General features: G+C 47.1%; 15 protein-coding genes and 1 riboswitch. Of the genes, 11 read left to right on the top strand and 4 right to left on the bottom strand.

Translation table 11 applies throughout. From position 1 onward, the window contains the following. The first annotated feature begins 2 nt into the window (after positions 1–2). The 10 genes from trmL (at position 3) to ABDB91_RS09310 (ending at position 13,549) form a co-directional block, all read left to right on the top strand. Complete coding sequence (gene trmL / locus ABDB91_RS09355; protein ID WP_347491324.1) at positions 3–485, top strand: tRNA (uridine(34)/cytosine(34)/5-carboxymethylaminomethyluridine(34)-2'-O)-methyltransferase TrmL; 483 nt, start codon at positions 3–5, stop codon at positions 483–485. 73 nt (positions 486–558) lie between these two features. After that, positions 559–1,494 carry a MoxR family ATPase gene (locus tag ABDB91_RS09350; protein WP_347491323.1) on the top strand — a complete coding sequence of 312 codons (936 nt, stop codon included), beginning with the start codon at positions 559–561 and terminating at the stop codon, positions 1,492–1,494. 100 nt (positions 1,495–1,594) lie between these two features. Then, complete coding sequence (locus ABDB91_RS09345) at positions 1,595–3,310, top strand: sigma 54-interacting transcriptional regulator (RefSeq protein ID WP_347491322.1); 1,716 nt, start codon at positions 1,595–1,597, stop codon at positions 3,308–3,310. A 104-nt stretch (positions 3,311–3,414) separates the two neighbouring features. Continuing rightward, complete coding sequence (locus ABDB91_RS09340; protein WP_347491321.1) at positions 3,415–6,876, top strand: DNA polymerase III subunit alpha; 3,462 nt, start codon at positions 3,415–3,417, stop codon at positions 6,874–6,876. A gap of 50 nt (positions 6,877–6,926) precedes the next feature. Continuing rightward, positions 6,927–7,160, top strand: coding sequence for a trp RNA-binding attenuation protein MtrB (mtrB, locus tag ABDB91_RS09335; RefSeq protein ID WP_347491320.1), 234 nt, complete (start codon positions 6,927–6,929; stop codon positions 7,158–7,160). 209 nt (positions 7,161–7,369) lie between these two features. After that, positions 7,370–8,332 carry a 6-phosphofructokinase gene (gene pfkA / locus ABDB91_RS09330; RefSeq protein ID WP_347491319.1) on the top strand — a complete coding sequence of 321 codons (963 nt, stop codon included), beginning with the start codon at positions 7,370–7,372 and terminating at the stop codon, positions 8,330–8,332. Positions 8,333–8,343: 11 nt separating this feature from the next. Beyond that, positions 8,344–10,095: a pyruvate kinase gene (pyk, locus tag ABDB91_RS09325; RefSeq protein WP_347491318.1), complete on the top strand. Its 1,752-nt coding sequence runs from the start codon at positions 8,344–8,346 to the stop codon at positions 10,093–10,095. Between the two features lie 307 nt (positions 10,096–10,402). Next, positions 10,403–11,011 carry a DedA family protein gene (locus tag ABDB91_RS09320; RefSeq protein WP_347491317.1) on the top strand — a complete coding sequence of 203 codons (609 nt, stop codon included), beginning with the start codon at positions 10,403–10,405 and terminating at the stop codon, positions 11,009–11,011. Then, positions 11,008–11,589, top strand: coding sequence for a GDSL-type esterase/lipase family protein (locus ABDB91_RS09315; protein ID WP_347491316.1), 582 nt, complete (start codon positions 11,008–11,010; stop codon positions 11,587–11,589). The genes ABDB91_RS09320 and ABDB91_RS09315 overlap by 4 nt, the downstream gene beginning before the upstream one ends. 364 nt (positions 11,590–11,953) lie before the next feature. Beyond that, positions 11,954–13,549, top strand: coding sequence for an acyl--CoA ligase family protein (locus ABDB91_RS09310; protein WP_347491315.1), 1,596 nt, complete (start codon positions 11,954–11,956; stop codon positions 13,547–13,549). Between the two features lie 209 nt (positions 13,550–13,758). Here the strand turns inward: ABDB91_RS09310 and ABDB91_RS09305 are convergent, their stop codons facing one another. The 4 genes from ABDB91_RS09305 to ABDB91_RS09290 all read right to left on the bottom strand — a co-directional run bounded on the left by ABDB91_RS09305 (position 13,759) and on the right by ABDB91_RS09290 (position 16,669). After that, the gene (locus tag ABDB91_RS09305) at positions 13,759–14,502 is read right to left on the bottom strand and encodes a UPF0280 family protein (protein WP_347491314.1); all 744 of its coding nucleotides are present in this window, start codon (positions 14,500–14,502) and stop codon (positions 13,759–13,761) included. Next, entirely contained in the window at positions 14,499–14,900 is a 402-nt protein-coding gene (locus tag ABDB91_RS09300) for an NIL domain-containing protein (RefSeq protein ID WP_347491313.1), read from the bottom strand. Before ABDB91_RS09300 ends, ABDB91_RS09305 begins: the two co-directional genes overlap by 4 nt. A 27-nt stretch (positions 14,901–14,927) precedes the next feature. Further along, entirely contained in the window at positions 14,928–16,124 is a 1,197-nt protein-coding gene (locus ABDB91_RS09295; RefSeq protein WP_347491571.1) for a homocysteine biosynthesis protein, read from the bottom strand. A 92-nt stretch (positions 16,125–16,216) separates the two neighbouring features. Next, positions 16,217–16,330, bottom strand: a riboswitch (SAM riboswitch). A gap of 81 nt (positions 16,331–16,411) precedes the next feature. Next, entirely contained in the window at positions 16,412–16,669 is a 258-nt protein-coding gene (locus ABDB91_RS09290; RefSeq protein WP_347491312.1) for an AbrB/MazE/SpoVT family DNA-binding domain-containing protein, read from the bottom strand. Between the two features lie 231 nt (positions 16,670–16,900). Between ABDB91_RS09290 and ABDB91_RS09285 the strand changes: the two genes are divergently transcribed. Further along, positions 16,901–17,290, top strand: a complete 390-nt coding sequence (locus tag ABDB91_RS09285; RefSeq protein WP_347491311.1) for a hypothetical protein — start codon at positions 16,901–16,903, stop codon at positions 17,288–17,290. Positions 17,291–17,407: the final 117 nt, after the last annotated feature.

Raw genomic sequence — 17,407 nt, 5'->3', positions numbered from 1 at the left:
TTATGCATTTGGTACTGGTGGAACCCGAGATACCGGCCAACACAGGTAACGTGGCTCGCACTTGCGCCGTTACCGGTGCAGAGCTGCATCTGGTAAAGCCGCTGGGTTTTTCAGTTGACGACAGGTATTTAAAGAGAGCCGGTCTTGACTACTGGCACTTGTTAACTATACATTATCATGATAATTTTACCGAGTTTTTGAAAGCATATCCCGGCGGTCACTTGCATCTGGCCACCACCCGGGCCGGGCGGGTGTATACTGATGTGCAATACGGACCGGATGACTTTTTGGTATTCGGCAAGGAAACTGCCGGATTGCCGGAGAATGTTATCCGACGTTTTAAGGATAATTGCATTCGCATTCCCATGATTACCGAGGCCCGGTCTTTAAACCTTTCCAACTCGGTGGCAGTGGTGCTCTTTGAGGCTCTGCGCCAAAACGGTTTTCCCGGACTTAAGCGGATTGCCGGCGACCGTAAAATTTGATCGGTTGGGACAAATGGTACAGCTATATTTATAAATGAAGACTAACATAAAATTAAGATTTGGAGGGTCTTTTATGTCAATTACCATTCCGGAATTACGTGAGGCATTGGAACGTGAAGGATATATTTGCGAAGAAGAGGTAGTGGTAACCGTCTACCTGGCCTTAACCTTGAACAAGCCGCTGCTGGTTGAGGGCGCACCCGGCGTGGGCAAAACTGAAATTGCCAAGGTACTGGCCGCTATATTTGATACTAATTTAATACGTTTGCAGTGCTACGAAGGACTGGATGAAAATAAGGCGCTATATGAGTGGAATTACCAGCGTCAGCTGATTAAAATTCAAATTTCCCGGGACGGTGCACCGGGTGAACAGTTGGAGCGTAATTTATTTAGTGAGGAATATCTATTGGAACGCCCTTTGCTCCGGGCTATCCGGGCCAGTGAAAAAAATGTTTTGCTCATTGATGAGGTAGATAAGGTGGAGGCGGAATTTGAGGCCTTTTTGTTTGAGGTTCTATCCGACTTCCAAGTTTCCATACCCGAACTGGGCACTGTATTGGCCAATCACATTCCCATTGTGGTGCTTACCAGCAACGGTGAAAGAGAGCTTTCGGACGGTCTAAAAAGACGCTGTATTTACCTATATATTGATTTTCCATCCATTGAAAAAGAATCACGCATATTGCAGGTTAAAGTACCCGAGGCCGGTATAAAAATAGCTGAACAAATTGCCAATGCAGCTAATTATATCAGAGCCAACATGAATTTACGCAAAAAACCTTCCATCGCTGAAACCATTGATTGGGCCAGGGCATTATCCGCTCTGGATGTACAGACCTTGGACAATGATAGTGTTACTAAAACTTTAAATGTATTATTAAAAAACAAGGATGACCAGGAGTTGTTAAAGAACGAGACCGGTATTGATAATTTAGTGCAAATTGCTAATACCCGCCATGAACATGGCTCCCATAAACACCATGTTCATGAGAACCATAAACACCCTTAAGGGGGGAAATTTTTTTATTTATTGAATATAGGCAGGAATTTAACTTTCTTCGTTGAATATTTTAAATTATCAAACACTTGTCAAGCAAGGAGGTGATTTTATGGCTATGGTCAACAGTGTAAAAAAACATATATCGACACAGGATGACAGCTATGTTTTTAACAGCATGGCCAATCCGGTTATAGCAGTGGATCACCGTGGCAGGATTACTATATTCAATCATGCTTGTGAAAAATTGTTCGCATTAACTGCCGATCAAGCTGTAGGGAGGTTGGTATCGGAGATTATTCCTTATACCGGGCTAATTAAAGTTTTAAAAACCGGCCAAGCTCACATCGGCAGAAAATTTGTGCTGGGCAATGCTATTTATGTAGCCAACCGCACTCCTATGATACGTGATAATTGCATTGTGGGGGCCATTGGGGTAATTCAGGAAATTACCGAACTGCACCACCTGGCTGAGGAACTTAAACAAGTAACCGGTCAGAAAAACGCTTTGGAATCAATATTTGATAATACCAATGAGGGGTATATCTCCATTAATAACGAAGGTTATATCAACTTTGTCAATGATGCTCTGGCAAGGTTGTTGAACAAAGATCCAATGAGCATTTTAAATAAACATATAACTGAAATAATACCTGAGGCTAAAACTCATTTAATGAAGATTAACGGTCGTTCTCAGCAAAGCCAGATCATGCGTATCGGAAACAAAAATGTGCTGATCAGTCGTTACCCGGTGGTCAGTAACGGTAAAGTAGAAGGCGCTATTAGTAAGGTGGTTTATCATGATCTCGATAAATTGGCTGCTTTAGCCAACCGGAATATACCGGTTCAAGCAAATGCAAAATGCTCCGGTGTGCATTATACATTGAACGATATTATCGGTACCGGTAAATCCATTAATCAGCTCAAGGATATTGTGCGGCGAGTGGCAAGAGGGCCGTCAACGGTACTTATTACGGGAGAAAGCGGTACCGGAAAAGAGCTCTTTGCCCACGCTCTGCATGGTCATTCACCACGCGGTAAAGGGCCTTTTATCAAAGTTAATTGTGCCGCGGTACCGGAGAATCTATTGGAATCTGAACTGTTTGGCTACCAGGAGGGCGCTTTTACCGGCGCTAGAAAAGGCGGTCAAATCGGTAAATTTGAACTGGCTCACGGTGGTACAATTTTTCTTGATGAGATAGGGGATATGCCCCTGACTATGCAGGCGAAAATGCTCAGGGTGCTGCAGGAAAAGGAAATTGAGCGACTGGGCGGCAGAAGTGTCAAAAAGGTGGATGTGCGGATAATTGCCGCCACAAACAGGGATCTGGCGGAAATGATTGCCGGCGGTAAATTCAGGCAGGATTTATACTATAGGCTTAATGTCGTAAACATAAACATACCGGCGCTGCGCGAGAGAAAAGAAGATATAAGCGGTCTGGTAAATCATTTTATTTATAAGTTCAACCACTCGTTTAACCTCCAAATCACTGGTTGCAGTGAAGAAGTTACCGATATTTTTATCGGTTATCACTGGCCTGGTAATGTGCGGGAGATGGAAAATATTATTGAACGGGCTTTTAACCTGGTAGATGGAAAAATCATCGAGTTGACGCACTTGCCTCATTATTTATTAAAAGAAAAAGCAACTTGTCGGCAGTCGCTGGCGGAAAAAGCATTGCCGGCTTTATTGGAGAATGTGGAACGGGAGGCGCTGCTGGAAGCACTGGATAAAACCGGCGGCAACAAGCTGCAGGCTGCCAAACTGTTGGGTATCTCACGTGCCTGGCTGTATAAAAAGATTAAACAGTATCAAATAGGGCTATAAAAATATTGTGCAACTGATAATTTTAAGATAAAATTCCCCTTGAGAGCAAGGGGAATTTTTAACTAACCAACTATCGCTAACCAATTTTAACGGGGGTTTTTAGAGTGTTTGTCCACTTGCATGTACACACCGAATACAGCCTGCTGGACGGGGCCGCCAGGATTAAGGATGCGGTTAAAACCGCTGTCCAAATGGGCATGCCTTCACTGGCCATTACCGACCACGGAGTTATGTATGGCGTGGTAGATTTTTACAAAACCTGCAAAAAACAAAATATTAAGCCGGTCATTGGCTGTGAGGTGTACGTGGCGCCGCGTACCAGGCATGACCGCACGCCCCGGGTGGACGATAATCTGCACCACCTGGTGTTGCTGGCGGAAAATAACACCGGGCTGAAAAATTTATTTAAACTGGTTTCCCTGGCTTTTACCGAAGGCTTCTATTACAAGCCTCGGGTGGATAAAGAGCTTTTGGCGGCTCACAGTCAGGGGTTAATTGCTTTAAGCGGCTGTATTGCCGGTGAAGTAGCCTCTCATATCATAAAGGATAACCCGGCGCAGGCGGCGCAAAGCGCAGCTGATTATGTGGATATATTTGGTCAAGGCAATTATTATCTGGAGCTGCAGGACCATGGTTTTGCCGAGCAAAAAATCGCCAACCGGGGACTGCTGCAGCTGCACCAAAAAACCGGTATACCTCTGGTAGTCACCAATGACGTGCATTATGTCTTGCGGGAGCACGCTGAAATGCAGGATGTTCTGCTGTGTATTCAAACCGGCAGGACCCTGGACGACCCCGGACGCATGAAATTTCAGTCCCAAGAGTTGTACCTGAAAAGTGAACGGGAAATGGCCGGATTGTTCGGTGAGCTTAGTGAGGCTATGGAAAATACCGTGCGTATTGCCGACCGCTGCAATGTGGAACTGAAATTCGGCAAACTGCATCTGCCCGAATATAAGGTGCCCGACGGGCATACGCTGGACTCTTACCTGCGGGAACTGTGCCTTAAAGGTACTGAATGGCGCTACGGCGGTATAAATGATACCGTGCTCAAAAGATTGGATTATGAACTGGGCGTAATTAAGCAAATGGGCTTTTCAGCTTATTTTCTAATTGTTTGGGACTTTATTGACTATGCCAGGCAACAAGGCATTCCGGTGGGGCCGGGCCGCGGTTCGGCTGCGGGCAGCGTGGTGGCTTATGTACTGGGCATCACCGAGCTTGATCCGCTGAAGTATGATTTATTGTTCGAGCGGTTTTTAAATCCCGAGAGGGTTTCCATGCCGGATATAGATATAGACTTCTGCTTTGAAAGGCGTGGCGAGGTCATTGAATATGTGGCCAGAAAATACGGCTCGGACCGGGTGTCCCAGATCGCCACCTTCGGTACGATGGCTGCCAAGGCGGCCATCCGCGATGTGGGGCGAACAATGGGCATGGCATACGGCGATGTGGACCGCATTGCCAAGTTGGTGCCCAACGACCTAAAAATTACTATTGAAAAAGCTTTGCGGGACTCCCCCGAATTGAGCCAGATATACCGGGAGAACGCCCAAGTACACAAGTTAATCGATATGGCCGCTTTGCTGGAGGGCATGCCCCGGCATGCTTCCACCCACGCCGCGGGGGTTGTGATCACCCGCGATCCCCTGACGCATTACTTGCCGCTGTATAAGGCCGCGGACGGCCCGCTGACCACCCAGTTTGCCAAGGATCCGGTTGAGGAACTGGGGCTGCTGAAGATGGACTTCCTGGGGCTGCGCACCTTGACGGTGATTGCCGACGCGGTACACATGATTGATCAAAACCGCGGGGTAAAAATAAACATTAGTGAAATACCCCTTGATGACCAGCCGGCATTTGAGTTGCTCTGCCGGGGCGACGGGGTGGGGGTCTTCCAACTGGAAAGCAGCGGCATGCGGGCTATACTGAAAGAATTAAGGCCCGAGGAATTCGAGGATATAGTCCCCCTGGTAGCCTTGTACAGGCCCGGGCCGCTGGGCAGCGGTATGGTGGAGGACTTTATTAAAGGTCGGCACGGTGAGAAGAAAGTGGAGTACCTGCACCCCTTACTGGAGCCCATATTAAAAGACACCTACGGAGTAATTCTTTATCAGGAACAGGTTATGCGTATTGCCAGTGACCTGGGGGGATTTACTCTGGGTGAGGCCGACCTCATGCGCCGGGCGATGGGTAAGAAAAAGCCGGAAATACTGGCCGGGCTGCGGGTTCAATTTACCGAAGGCGCGCAAAAGAATAATGTGGACGCTGATATTGCCGGTCAGGTATTTGACTTAATCGAGTATTTTGCCGGATACGGCTTTAATAAAAGCCATTCGGCGGCTTACGCGCTGGTTGCCTACCAGACGGCTTATTTAAAAGCCAACTACCCGGTAGAGTTTATGGCGGCGCTTTTAACATCGGTGCGGGATAATACGGATAAGGTTTCTTTTTATATTGAGGAATGCCGTCGCATGGGCATTGACGTACTGCCGCCGGACGTAAACATTAGCGGCGTTAACTTTACGGTAGCGGGCGAAAATATAAGATTTGGTATGGCCGCTATTAAAAATGTAGGTTTAAACGCTGTTAAGTGCATTATTGATATCAAGGAAGGCGGCGGCCCCTATACATCATTTGCGGACTTTTGTCAGCGAGTGGATACCCGACTGATCAACCGCCGGGTGATAGAAAACCTCATCAAAAGCGGCGCGCTGGATTCTCTGGGTCACTATCGCTCACAAATGGTGGCATCTATTGATTCCGGGCTGGGACTGGCACAGCTCAGCCAGCAGGATCGTCAAAACGGTCAGCGGTCATTGCTGGACTTCTGGGGAGACGATGTAAAAAACACAATTTCATTGGATATGCCCAGTATACAAGAGTTTGACCAGGGAGATTTGCTGGTCATGGAAAAGGAGGCGCTGGGCCTTTATGTCAGCGGGCACCCGCTGTCGCAGTACCGGGAAACAATTATCAGGCACACTACGCACCAAACGATAACCCTGGCGGAACTTGAGGACCGCACCGAAGTGGTGGTGGGGGGCATGCTCAATGCGGTGAAAAGAATAACCACCAAAAAGGGAGATAACATGGCCTTTGCCAACCTGGAGGATTTGTCGGGCGTGGTGGAGTTGGTGATTTTTCCACGCTGTTATCAGCAATGTGTCTCATTGCTTAAAGTAGATAATCCGGTTTTGGCCAGGGGGGTAACCAGTGTTAGCGGTGAAGAGGTCAAGGTCATTGTCAATGTGCTGGAAGCCATGGCTTTACGCAAATATGGCGAGCTTTATATTAATTTTACGGAAGTTTCTATAGAGGCTATCACCAGGGTGCAGATGGTTTTATGCTCCCATCCCGGTGAATGCCCGGTCTACCTGTACTTTCCCCGGGATAAAAAACTGGCGCTGGCGGACCGCCGCTTTTGGGTTAACCTGGATTCAGACGTGGTGCGGCAGCTTACCGGTTTTCTGGGTCCGGAAAGGGTAAAAATAAAGAATACGCCGGTAAGTCAGGATAACCTTAAGAGAGGCCAAGCGGGTAAACTAGCTTGTCAAACTGATTAGGCTGTGTTATTATGACTGCTAGAATAAGGTAATTTCTATGAGGTGAAAACATGAGTGAATATAATGAGACAACCGGTGAATACATTGTTATTAAAGCCCTGGAAAACGGGGTAACTATCATTGGACTTACCCGCGGGCGTGATACAAAGTTCCACCATTCCGAAAAGCTGGATAAGGGCGAAATAATGATTGCTCAGTTTACTCAGCATACTTCGGCTATTAAGATACGCGGACGGGCCGAAATAATGACCAAGCACGGTAATTTAAGCACCGGCCAAGCTTAAATTATTAAAGTCCGCAAAATATCCAGGGTAATGCTCTGGATATTTTTTTAATATGCCTGCCATAAGGCGTACAAAATGTACTTTGCGCAATATTGGCGAAAAACTGGCTGCATATTTAAGTTGTGATAGTAAAAAGTATTATTGTTAATATAATAAATCAATATTATCAAGAAGCCGTTTAGCGTAAGCCGCATAAAGGAGGAGCAGCTGTGCAGCGTATCGCAGTATTAACCAGCGGGGGTGACTCCCCCGGCATGAACGCCGCTATCCGGGCCGTGGTCAGAAAGGCTATTTATCACGGTCTGGAGGTAATCGGTATACAAAGGGGCTTCAGCGGTTTTATTGAAGCCGATATGGGGCCGATGAATTTAGGCTCGGTGGCGGATGTTATTCACCGGGGCGGTACCATATTGCGTACTGCCCGGTCGGAGGAATTCAAAACTCCCGAGGGCAGAGCCAAAGCATTTGCCAATGTACAGCGCTTTGGTATACAGGGTTTGGTGATTATCGGCGGTGACGGTTCCTTTAAAGGGGCGGATATATTTAATAGTGAATATAACTTGCCGGCAATCGGCGTGCCGGGGACCATAGATAATGATATCACCGGAACCGAGTATTCCATAGGATTTGATACCGCCATCAATACCGTAGTGGAAGCGATCAATAAAATTCGCGACACCGCCACTTCTCATGAAAGAACGTTTATTCTCGAGGTAATGGGCCGTGAAAGCGGGTATATCGCTTTAATGGCCGGCTTGGCCGGGGGCGCGGAATCCATACTGATACCGGAGCTGCGACACAGTATAGACGAAGTGTGTGATAAATTAATTCGCGGCTACAAACGAGGCAAATTACACAGTATTATCATTGTGGCGGAAGGCGCTGCCAGCGGTCTTGACGTGGGCAAACAGATCAGGGAAAAAACCGGGCTGGAAACCAAGGTGACTATTTTAGGCCACTTGCAGCGAGGCGGTACCCCTACGGCATTTGACCGCATATTGGCCAGCCGGATGGGCGCTAAAGCGGTAGAGATGCTCATGGAGGGCTGCCGCAAACATATGGTGGGTATGGCGGGCGGAAAAATAGTGGCTTGCTCGTTGGATGCCGCATTCAAAGGCAAAAGGCCTATTGATCTCGAGATATATAACCTGGCGAATATATTGTCCATATAGGAGGGATTATATTGCGGCGCACCAAGATAGTATGCACTATCGGACCGGCAAGTGAGAAAGCGGAAACATTGGAAAAATTAATACTGTCCGGTATGAATGTGGCCAGGCTGAATTTCTCCCACGGCACCCATAATGATCATGCCCGCCGGCTGGCCGCGGTCCGCCTGGCGGCCGGCAATGTAGGCAAGAATATCGCTACATTGCTGGATACGAAGGGGCCGGAAATACGGCTGGGTTATCTGGAAAAAGATTTTGTACGGCTTAACACAGGCGATACGGTTTCCCTGACCACCGAGGCAATTAAGGGTAATGAGCGGATACTGCCGGTGAGCTACCGGGGACTGCCCAAGGATGTTAAACCGAATGACCGGGTGCTCATATCCGACGGACTGATTGCCCTGCGAGTTGATAACATAGCCGGAGATGAAATTGATTGTACCGTGGAGAACGGCGGTGAAATTACCAGCCAAAAAGGGGTCAATGTGCCCGGCGTTTACGTAAAAATGCCGGCTATCACTGAACAGGATGAGAGGGACATTATTTTTGGCATTGAGAACAGCTTTGATTTTGTAGCCGCCTCTTTTGTGCGCCGGGCCAATGATGTACTCACTATCCGCAAAATCATTGAGGATAACGGCGGGCATATGGACATAATTTCCAAAATCGAGAACCGGGAAGCCGTGAACAACCTTGACGAAATTATTGAGGTCTCAGACGGCATTATGGTGGCCCGGGGCGATCTGGGGGTAGAGATACCTCCGGAGGAAGTGCCGCTGATTCAAAAAACCATCATCGAAAAATGCAAGCAGGTGGGCAAGCCGGTGATTACAGCCACCCAGATGCTGGAATCAATGATTAGGAACCCACGCCCCACCAGGGCTGAGGCCAGCGATGTGGCTAATGCCATACTGGATGGCACCGATGCGGTGATGCTGTCCGGCGAGACCGCCGCGGGCAAATATCCGGTGGAGGCAGTGGAGACAATGGCCCGCATTGCCGCCCGGGCCGAATCGGCTATTAAATTTGATGAACTGCTTAAGAATAAGCGCCGGGTGCTGTCTAAAACCGTTACGGACGCCATCAGCCATTCTACCGTGTCCACAGCCCTGGATCTGGGAGCGGCGGCCATCATTACTTCCACAGAGTCGGGCTATACCGCCAAAATGGTCAGCAAGTACAGACCGCAGGCTCCTATCATTGCCGTGACCCCCAAAAGAACGGTGCTGCGCAAAATGGCGCTTGTTTGGGGGGTGCAGCCTCTGCTGGTGGGGCGTACGGAGGATACCGACAGCATGATATCCGCGGCTGTGGAAGTTTCGTTGGCCGCCGGGTTAATTCAGGCCGGGGATTTAATTGTAATCACCGCGGGTGTGCCGGTGGGAGTGCGTGGCACCACCAACCTTATTAAAGTACATACCGTAGGTGATATTCTGGCCCGGGGCATCGGTATCATCAAGCGTTCGGTGACCGGTAAAGTGTGTGTGGCCAATACAGCCCGGGAGGCTGAAGAAAAGATGGAAGATGGCAGCGTACTGGTAACCCATGACACCGACCGTGATTTTATCCCGGCTATTGAAAGAGCGGCCGCGCTGATTACGGAAACCGGTGGGTTAACCTCTCATGCGGCCATTGTGGGCCTGGAATTTGGCATTCCGGTCATCGTAGGGGTAGAGGAAGCCACCAGGATAATTCCCGATGGTGAAGTGGTCACCGTGGACGGTCAACGCGGCCTGGTGTATAAAGGCACGGCCAAAGTTCTGTAGTGAATTCGTTCAGCTAAAGCTGAACATCGGGACTTCAGCTGGGGATTATACCCCACCTGAAGTAAAAATAACAGCTTCCCACATATAGAAGCGAAAGTCCTGGAATTTGATGAAATACTCCCCAAAACTGCCGACCCCATACCGGTGACGACCGAGCATAGTTTTTTTCGGTGCCAGTATAGCTGTTACGGCTAATACAATACCTCTTTGACTGAACGTTTTTTGCGGCTGTGGCAACATTATGTGATTTCTTGAAATAACCGCCTTGTTGCAGGTTATGCTATAAATGCAAGGAGGCGATTTTTACGTGCAAGATTTCCTGGCCAACTATGTAGACACACTGGGTTTGGGGGGGCTATGGGCCGGTTTGATTATTGAGGCGCTGGGTCTGCCCTTTCCCGGTGGGTTAATGATAATGTTTGCCGGTTTTTTGGTCAACCAGAACCGGCTTAACTTTTACAGCGTGTTTTTAGTGGCGGTGCTGGCCTTTAATATGGGTGCTTTAGCGGCGTTTTATATTGGACAATACATGGGGGAACCCGTGCTGCACCGCTACGGCAAATTTCTGCGCGTAAATTTTAACAAATGGGAGAAGGCCCGCCGCTGGATGGAGCAGTCGGCGGCTGTGTTTATTATCATAGGCAGATTTGTACCCATGATGAGCAACCTAACTCCCTATATGGCCGGAGTCAGTGGGCTTAAGCCAACCAGGTTTTTATTGTACAACTCAATATTCTCTGTAATTTGGGTTTCTTTCAATATATCGGTGGGTATGTTATTTGGCCATAATTGGCCCGCTATAGCCGGTTATTTTAATGACCGGGCACCCGTGGCGGCGCTGGTATTGGTTTTGACTTATCTGGCTGTCAAAATAACTACCAAACATATCCATAACTTAAGGAGCAGAAAAGTATGACCACTACTATTATTTGCCTTGGCGACAGCATCACCTTTGGCTATCCCCTGGGTCCCGAGTTTTCCTGGGTAGGGCACCTGCAACGACGTTCGGGATTAAATTTAGTTAATCGCGGCGTTAACGGTGATACAACTTTGGATATGCTGCATCGTTATGAACGGTATGTCGCGGCATCAAATGCAACGCATGTGCACATACTGGGCGGCGCCAATGATGCCTGGCTGCAGTTGGATTTAGTCTCAGTACAGCATAATGTGCGCAAGATGATAGAGCTAAGCAGGAAGCATGGTATTGTACCTGTGTTGGGTCTGGCCACACCCCTCTGTCCCGACCCCGAAGAGAAGGGCGCCTTTATACCATTTGGCATGGAGAAGATGAATAACTGGCTGGCCCGTTACAGGAATTGGCTGCGAAATTACGCGGTTAGCGAATCTATTATGCTGATTGATTATTATACACCGCTATGCATACCGGGAACAGACCGGGGTGATGGACAGTACTTCTATGATGAGTGTCATCTTAACGACAAGGGCTATGCGCTCATGGCGGAAGTGGCAAAAAGATCATTGATATTATAAAGAATTAAGATTAAAATTTGTGACCACAATAGTGTACATTAATTGTATGCATTAATATACACTATGGCCTTAAAGTGCTCATCTCTTTTGAGTTATCAGGGCAAAGTTTGTAAAATGTTTTATTACATAATGCTTTTACTGACTTGATATTGCTCTTTTATCTTGCTGGATTTTAAAATAGTACATTAAGTTTCAATTAATTTAGAATTGTGGCATAATTGTTGCAATTTATTATTAACAAATGTGCCTGGATTTATTTTAATGTATCCAATTAGCTTACCAATAAAAAACACTGAATTTGTTATTGTCGGACTCTGGCAGCATCGCCAGCAATAATGCATTTAATATAAGGAGGATTTGTACTATGAGAGAAACTAATTATGAGCCTTTATCACCGTTAGGCTTTCTGGAAAGAAGCGCTTTTGTATATCCTGAGAAAACAGCAGTTATATATAATAACCAGAAGTTCACATATGCTGAATTTAAAGACCGGGTGCAGCGTTTTGCCACTGCCCTGCAACAACAGGGGATAGAAAAAGGGGATAAGGTGGCCTTTCTTTGCCCGAACCTGCCGCCCCTTTTGGAAGCGCATTACGCGGTTCCCTTGGTCGGCGGAGTACTGGTGAGCGTAAATATTCGCTTGGCTTCCCAGGAGGTTGCTTATATTCTAAAGCACTCGGGAAGTAAAATGCTGTTTATTGATACCGAATTTGCCGGTGTTATTAAACCTATACTGGGCGAAATAGAAGATATAAAAATCGTCAATATTTGTGATGTACAGCCCAAGGCTTTTGACGGTCCCGACTACGAAGAGTTCATATCCGTGGAACCCGCGGAGTTTTTCTTTGGCGTGGATGATGAACTGCAGCCTATAACTCTGAATTATACCAGCGGCACCACGGGCAAGCCCAAAGGAGTTTTGTATACCCACCGGGGGGTATATTTAAACGCATTGGGAGAGTTATTGGAGTTCCAGTGCGATTTTTCCACCACCTACCTTTGGACTTTGCCCATGTTTCACTGCAACGGCTGGTGCTTTACCTGGGGTATCACTGCCATAGGAGGTACCCATGTGTGTTTAAGAAAAGTAGTGCCGGAGGAAATATATAAGCAAATCCAGGAGCATGAAGTGTCGCATCTTTGCGCCGCGCCAATTGTACTTATCGGCATGTCCAACTACAAGGGCATCGGTGATATACACATGAAAAGACATCTTAATATAATGACCGCCGGCGCTCCGCCCTCGCCTACCGTTATTAAAAATATGGAATCCGTCGGTTGTACCGTAATACAGACTTATGGCCTGACTGAAGTTTACGGACCGCACAGCGTGTGTGCCTGGCAGACCCAGTGGGATGATTTGGGCCTGGAGGAACGGGCGGTAATTAAAGCCAGACAAGGCGTCCCTTATATTGTTGCTGTTTATATGGATGTTGTAAATTCAGACACTATGGAACCGGTGCCTCATGATGGGGTAACTATTGGTGAAATAGTCATGCGGGGTAATAATGTGATGGCCGGCTATTATAATTCACCCGAGGACACGAAACATGCTTTCCGTGGCGGCTGGTTTCACAGCGGCGACTTGGCTGTCACCCATCCCAACGGTTATGTGGAGATTAAAGACCGCATGAAGGATATTATCATCAGTGGTGGTGAAAATATTTCCACAGTAGAAGTTGAAAATGCCATTTATCAACATCCGGATGTGCTGGAAGTGGCGGTAGTAGCCGTACCCCACGAAAAATGGGGTGAGGTGCCCAAAGCTTTTGTTACCTTAAAAGAAGGTGCCAGTCCCACCGTAGAGGAAATTTTGGAATTTTGCCGGGAAAGGATAGCCCGGTTCAAAGTGCCTAAGGAAATTGAATTTGGAGAACTGCCCAAAACATCCACCGGTAAAATCATGAAGTATAAGCTGCGGGCCAAAGAATGGGAAGGACATAATAAAAAGGTTAATTAGCACTTGCATAAAGACGCCGGCAGCAATGCAATAATCAAGATTAAAAAAGGACCGTCCGGAACGCACATGTATGGTATCCGGGCGGTCTTTCTTAATTGGAGAAAAATAGATCAAGGGAGAAAAATAGTTCTTCAGAAAAAGCGGGACGCTTACCCCGAAATGCGGTTCGGTTTTCAGCAGTTTCAGGACGGTATATGATGCCCGGTATTTCATACAGGTGTCAACTTAACGGCACCGGCAACTGCCAGCCGGTCGTTCTTTATGGCCAGTGCACCGGTAACTGAATTAATGCTCATAGCAAATTCCACAGCTTTCTGCAAATCATTTTCGTTTTGCACCAGATTGCCTGCGGCCGTGGCCACGGCATCGGCCAGTACCGCCGAGGGCGCCATTATTACCATCGCATCTGCTTTACCCATGCTCAAAGAATGACCGACGGTGCCTGAAGAAGTACAAATACCCAGCGGCGTGCGGTGGGGCTCAATTTCTATGGCCAATCGATTGGTAAACGGTGAAGTTCCGGCAAAAATACCAATCTTACGCGTACATTCGGAACGCAGATAAATATCACCGCCGTTTTCAACTATCACTTCCCGGCAGCGCTTGGCCAAGTACACTCCTACGTGCTGTGCGATAGCGCCCGCCACTGCGGACATGGGGCCGGTGCCGGCGGTGGAAGCGGCCCTGGCCATAACCCGGGCGATCTCGGGGGCGTCCGGACCGGGTAAATACGGTTTTAACGTGCGCAAAAAAGTTTGGTCTGTTGCAATGTATTTTTCCAGCTGTGAGCGTACTCTGATTATTTCCTGTTCCGCGCCTTCCACCAGCCCCGCAGTAAGCTTAGCACGGGAAACGCCTACATCCAAGTCTGTTTCTTTAACGGTGATTTGAAAAAACACCAGGTCCTGCTGCCGATGCAGCAGCCTGTAAGATCGTTCCGTGTATTCTTTCAAAAACGAACCTCCATAGCTTTCATGGGACATGCTTTTACACATAAATGGCAAACTACACAACGGTCGCTGTTGAATCGCACCACCATATCGGGCCTTTCCATGTACAGGGCTCCGGATGGGCAAATATCGGTGCAGGCGCCGCAGCTCACGCATTTTTCCTCGTTTTGAATAATTTGTTCCGTTAGCGACTGCACCTGTACACCCAACTGACGCAGATATTCAATACCTTGCTCCGTGTTCGCACCTGTTATATCCATAACCAAAGTTCCCTCTTTCTGGGGGTTCACATTGGCTTTTAGTATATTTATAACCAAATCGTAATCTTTTACCAGCTTATATATGATAGGTTGATCCGCAATATCGGCGCCGAAACGCAGCACCACTTTTTTTGAGGACATTTCCACACGCTCCTTTTTGCGCAAAAATTAACCCTTCAAGGTATTGACCGGGATTTCCGCATCCGCATTAGGCAATAGCTGTACCGGTTCACCCAGTAAAAAGTCGCCTTTTTGAATCCACTGTTTTAACGTATCTGCTATTTCCCGGGCCCGCGGGTAGCTGGACATCGGCGCTGTAGGTATTTCTTTGCCGTTAACCGTTATTTTACCGCTCTTCAGTTCAGCATAGCTGACGTAGCCCAGGTTGGACGAAATAAGATTAGGAAACGCATCGCTGTAATCCATAATGGGAGCGTATAATTCATCGTCTCCGGCCGCCGCGTAACGGCAGATTTCCTCATTAAGCAGCGGTATGGGTATACCTATGCCTACCGTTAATGTGGCGCCGTAACCAAGCATGCTGGTACCCACCAGCCAGCGCGGGCTCATTTGCTTTAAATCACCCAATACGGACAGGGTGGCGCCGGCATGGCCGTAGCTTTGACCTTTATCGTCCCGATTGACTCCCGGAAAGTGCTGAGTGCCGTTCCAGACCACGTAACCAGTGCCACCGCCCAGGAAAATGCGCGTGCCCACTCCGATAGTTTTAAACGCAGGGTCTTTCAAAAGAGGGCTGAGCTGTCCTGAGGTAGAGTAGTGCGCGTTGGCCAGGTTGGCTTTAAGCATGCCCAGATAAGTATAGATGGTCCGGGAGCTTAAGTTGACGGCGCAATTATAGTTCTGGTAAGCATTGCGCGGGTTAAAGAGTATAGCTTCATTAATATCGTCAATGGTAATTTCAGTTTCAATCTCTCTGCGGGGATAACAATCCGTGCCATAGCCGGTAGCCTTAAGCCGCACCTTCTTGCGGGCTACCAGGTCTTGGATGACATGACCTCCGCCATATCGAAATTCACCGGGGTGTACGCTGTTTAAAGGATCATCTTCGGGTACCTCGGTGGCCCCGATAAAGGCATCAACAGCTGCAATGCCAGTGTAGGCCGGCACATCGTTCAGCCAAACCTTATGCATTTTAATACGCGGCTTGGAATGACCCAAGCTTAAGAAGGCGCCGGAAGAGCACATAGGGCCGAATGTTCCTGTTGTCACCACATCTACTTCGGATGTAACACGTGTTACTCCTTTTTCTCTAACCATATTGACCAGTTCCTCAGCGGTTACCACTACGGCCTGGCCTTTTTTAATCCGTTCGTTGATCTCCTGGAAAGTTTTTTCCACTGCCATTTTACGCAACACACCTCCACATTTTTGTGCTCCGCCGGTGACAAAATGTAAACCTCTTCCAAGCATAGAAGAGGTTTGCATAACATCTGCACCTCTTATCTGCCAGAAGCTTCACTTCTGCAGGAATTAGCACCATACTTTCATTTAAACTGAAAGCTGGTTGCCGGGCTTCACGGGGCCAGTCCCTCCACCACTCCGGATAAGAGCACTTATTTATTTGGTTATTATTGTACTATGTTAGTTTATCAATTTATTTAATTGATTGTCAATAACCAGAACGAATTTAATTAAATAGCTTTGGCGTTTTCAAACATGTCCTTGGCACAGCTGCGGCAAACCAATTTACCACGGTAATGATGCACGTCGGCAGCGTCACCGCAAAACACGCAGGCAGGTTCGTATTTTTTAAGTATAATCTTTTCACTATCGACGTATATTTCCAGAGCATCTTTTACATCAATGCCCATGGTACGGCGCAGTTCAATTGGAATAACCACCCGGCCAAGCTCGTCCACTCTTCTTACAATGCCTGTTGATTTCAACATACTTTCCCCTCCTCAATTTTAAATATATCAACATTCGACAAAATATCTGAATGCAAGTAAATGTTACCAACTGTAGCAGTAATAGTCAATACTTTTCTGTAATTTTTTTGGTTTATTTGTATAAACGATATGGCTTTATGGTAAATTGGTTTAATTGGAACATATTCCATTGCATAATTGGCAAGTATTGTTGGAACTATATCTTAGTCAGTTTATCAAAGGAGGGTTCTTATGAGTGAACTTGATACTTTAATTAAGGAAAAATTAGTTCCTATGCGTAAAAGAATTTTAGATTCTCTTATTCAAAAACACCCACATATTTTCGGCATGCTAAATAACTGTTTTTTAGACAAAAGAAATAAGGTAGGGATGCAGGTAACGGAAAACGGGACGGTTATAGGTGAATACACTTTCATATTAAATGGTTTAGATATTGGGGATGTTCAAATTGGTATGGCTGCATCGGAAATTCACCATCCTATGGGTGTTATTAAACCATACGCGATTGTAGAAAAAAGAGCATTGGAAGAGATGTTAAACGACGAACAGAAATTTACAGCCGAACCATTTGCTGCATTACAAAAATATATGCCTGATATAACCATAAAATTTCTAAGATAAACACCCTTCAGGGGTGTTTTTTTATTATTGAAAGTACCGAGAACTTTTTAAGCTTAGCGCTGCGCTCATGAATAGTTATAATATTTTTTGTTTTTCTATTGATATTGGGCCAAGAAT

It is taken from the genome of Desulfoscipio sp. XC116, assembly GCF_039851975.1.
Classification (GTDB): domain Bacteria; phylum Bacillota; class Desulfotomaculia; order Desulfotomaculales; family Desulfallaceae; genus Sporotomaculum.
The sequence above is the reverse complement of the archived record's forward strand: the minus strand, read 5'-3'. Positions and strand labels throughout refer to the sequence as shown.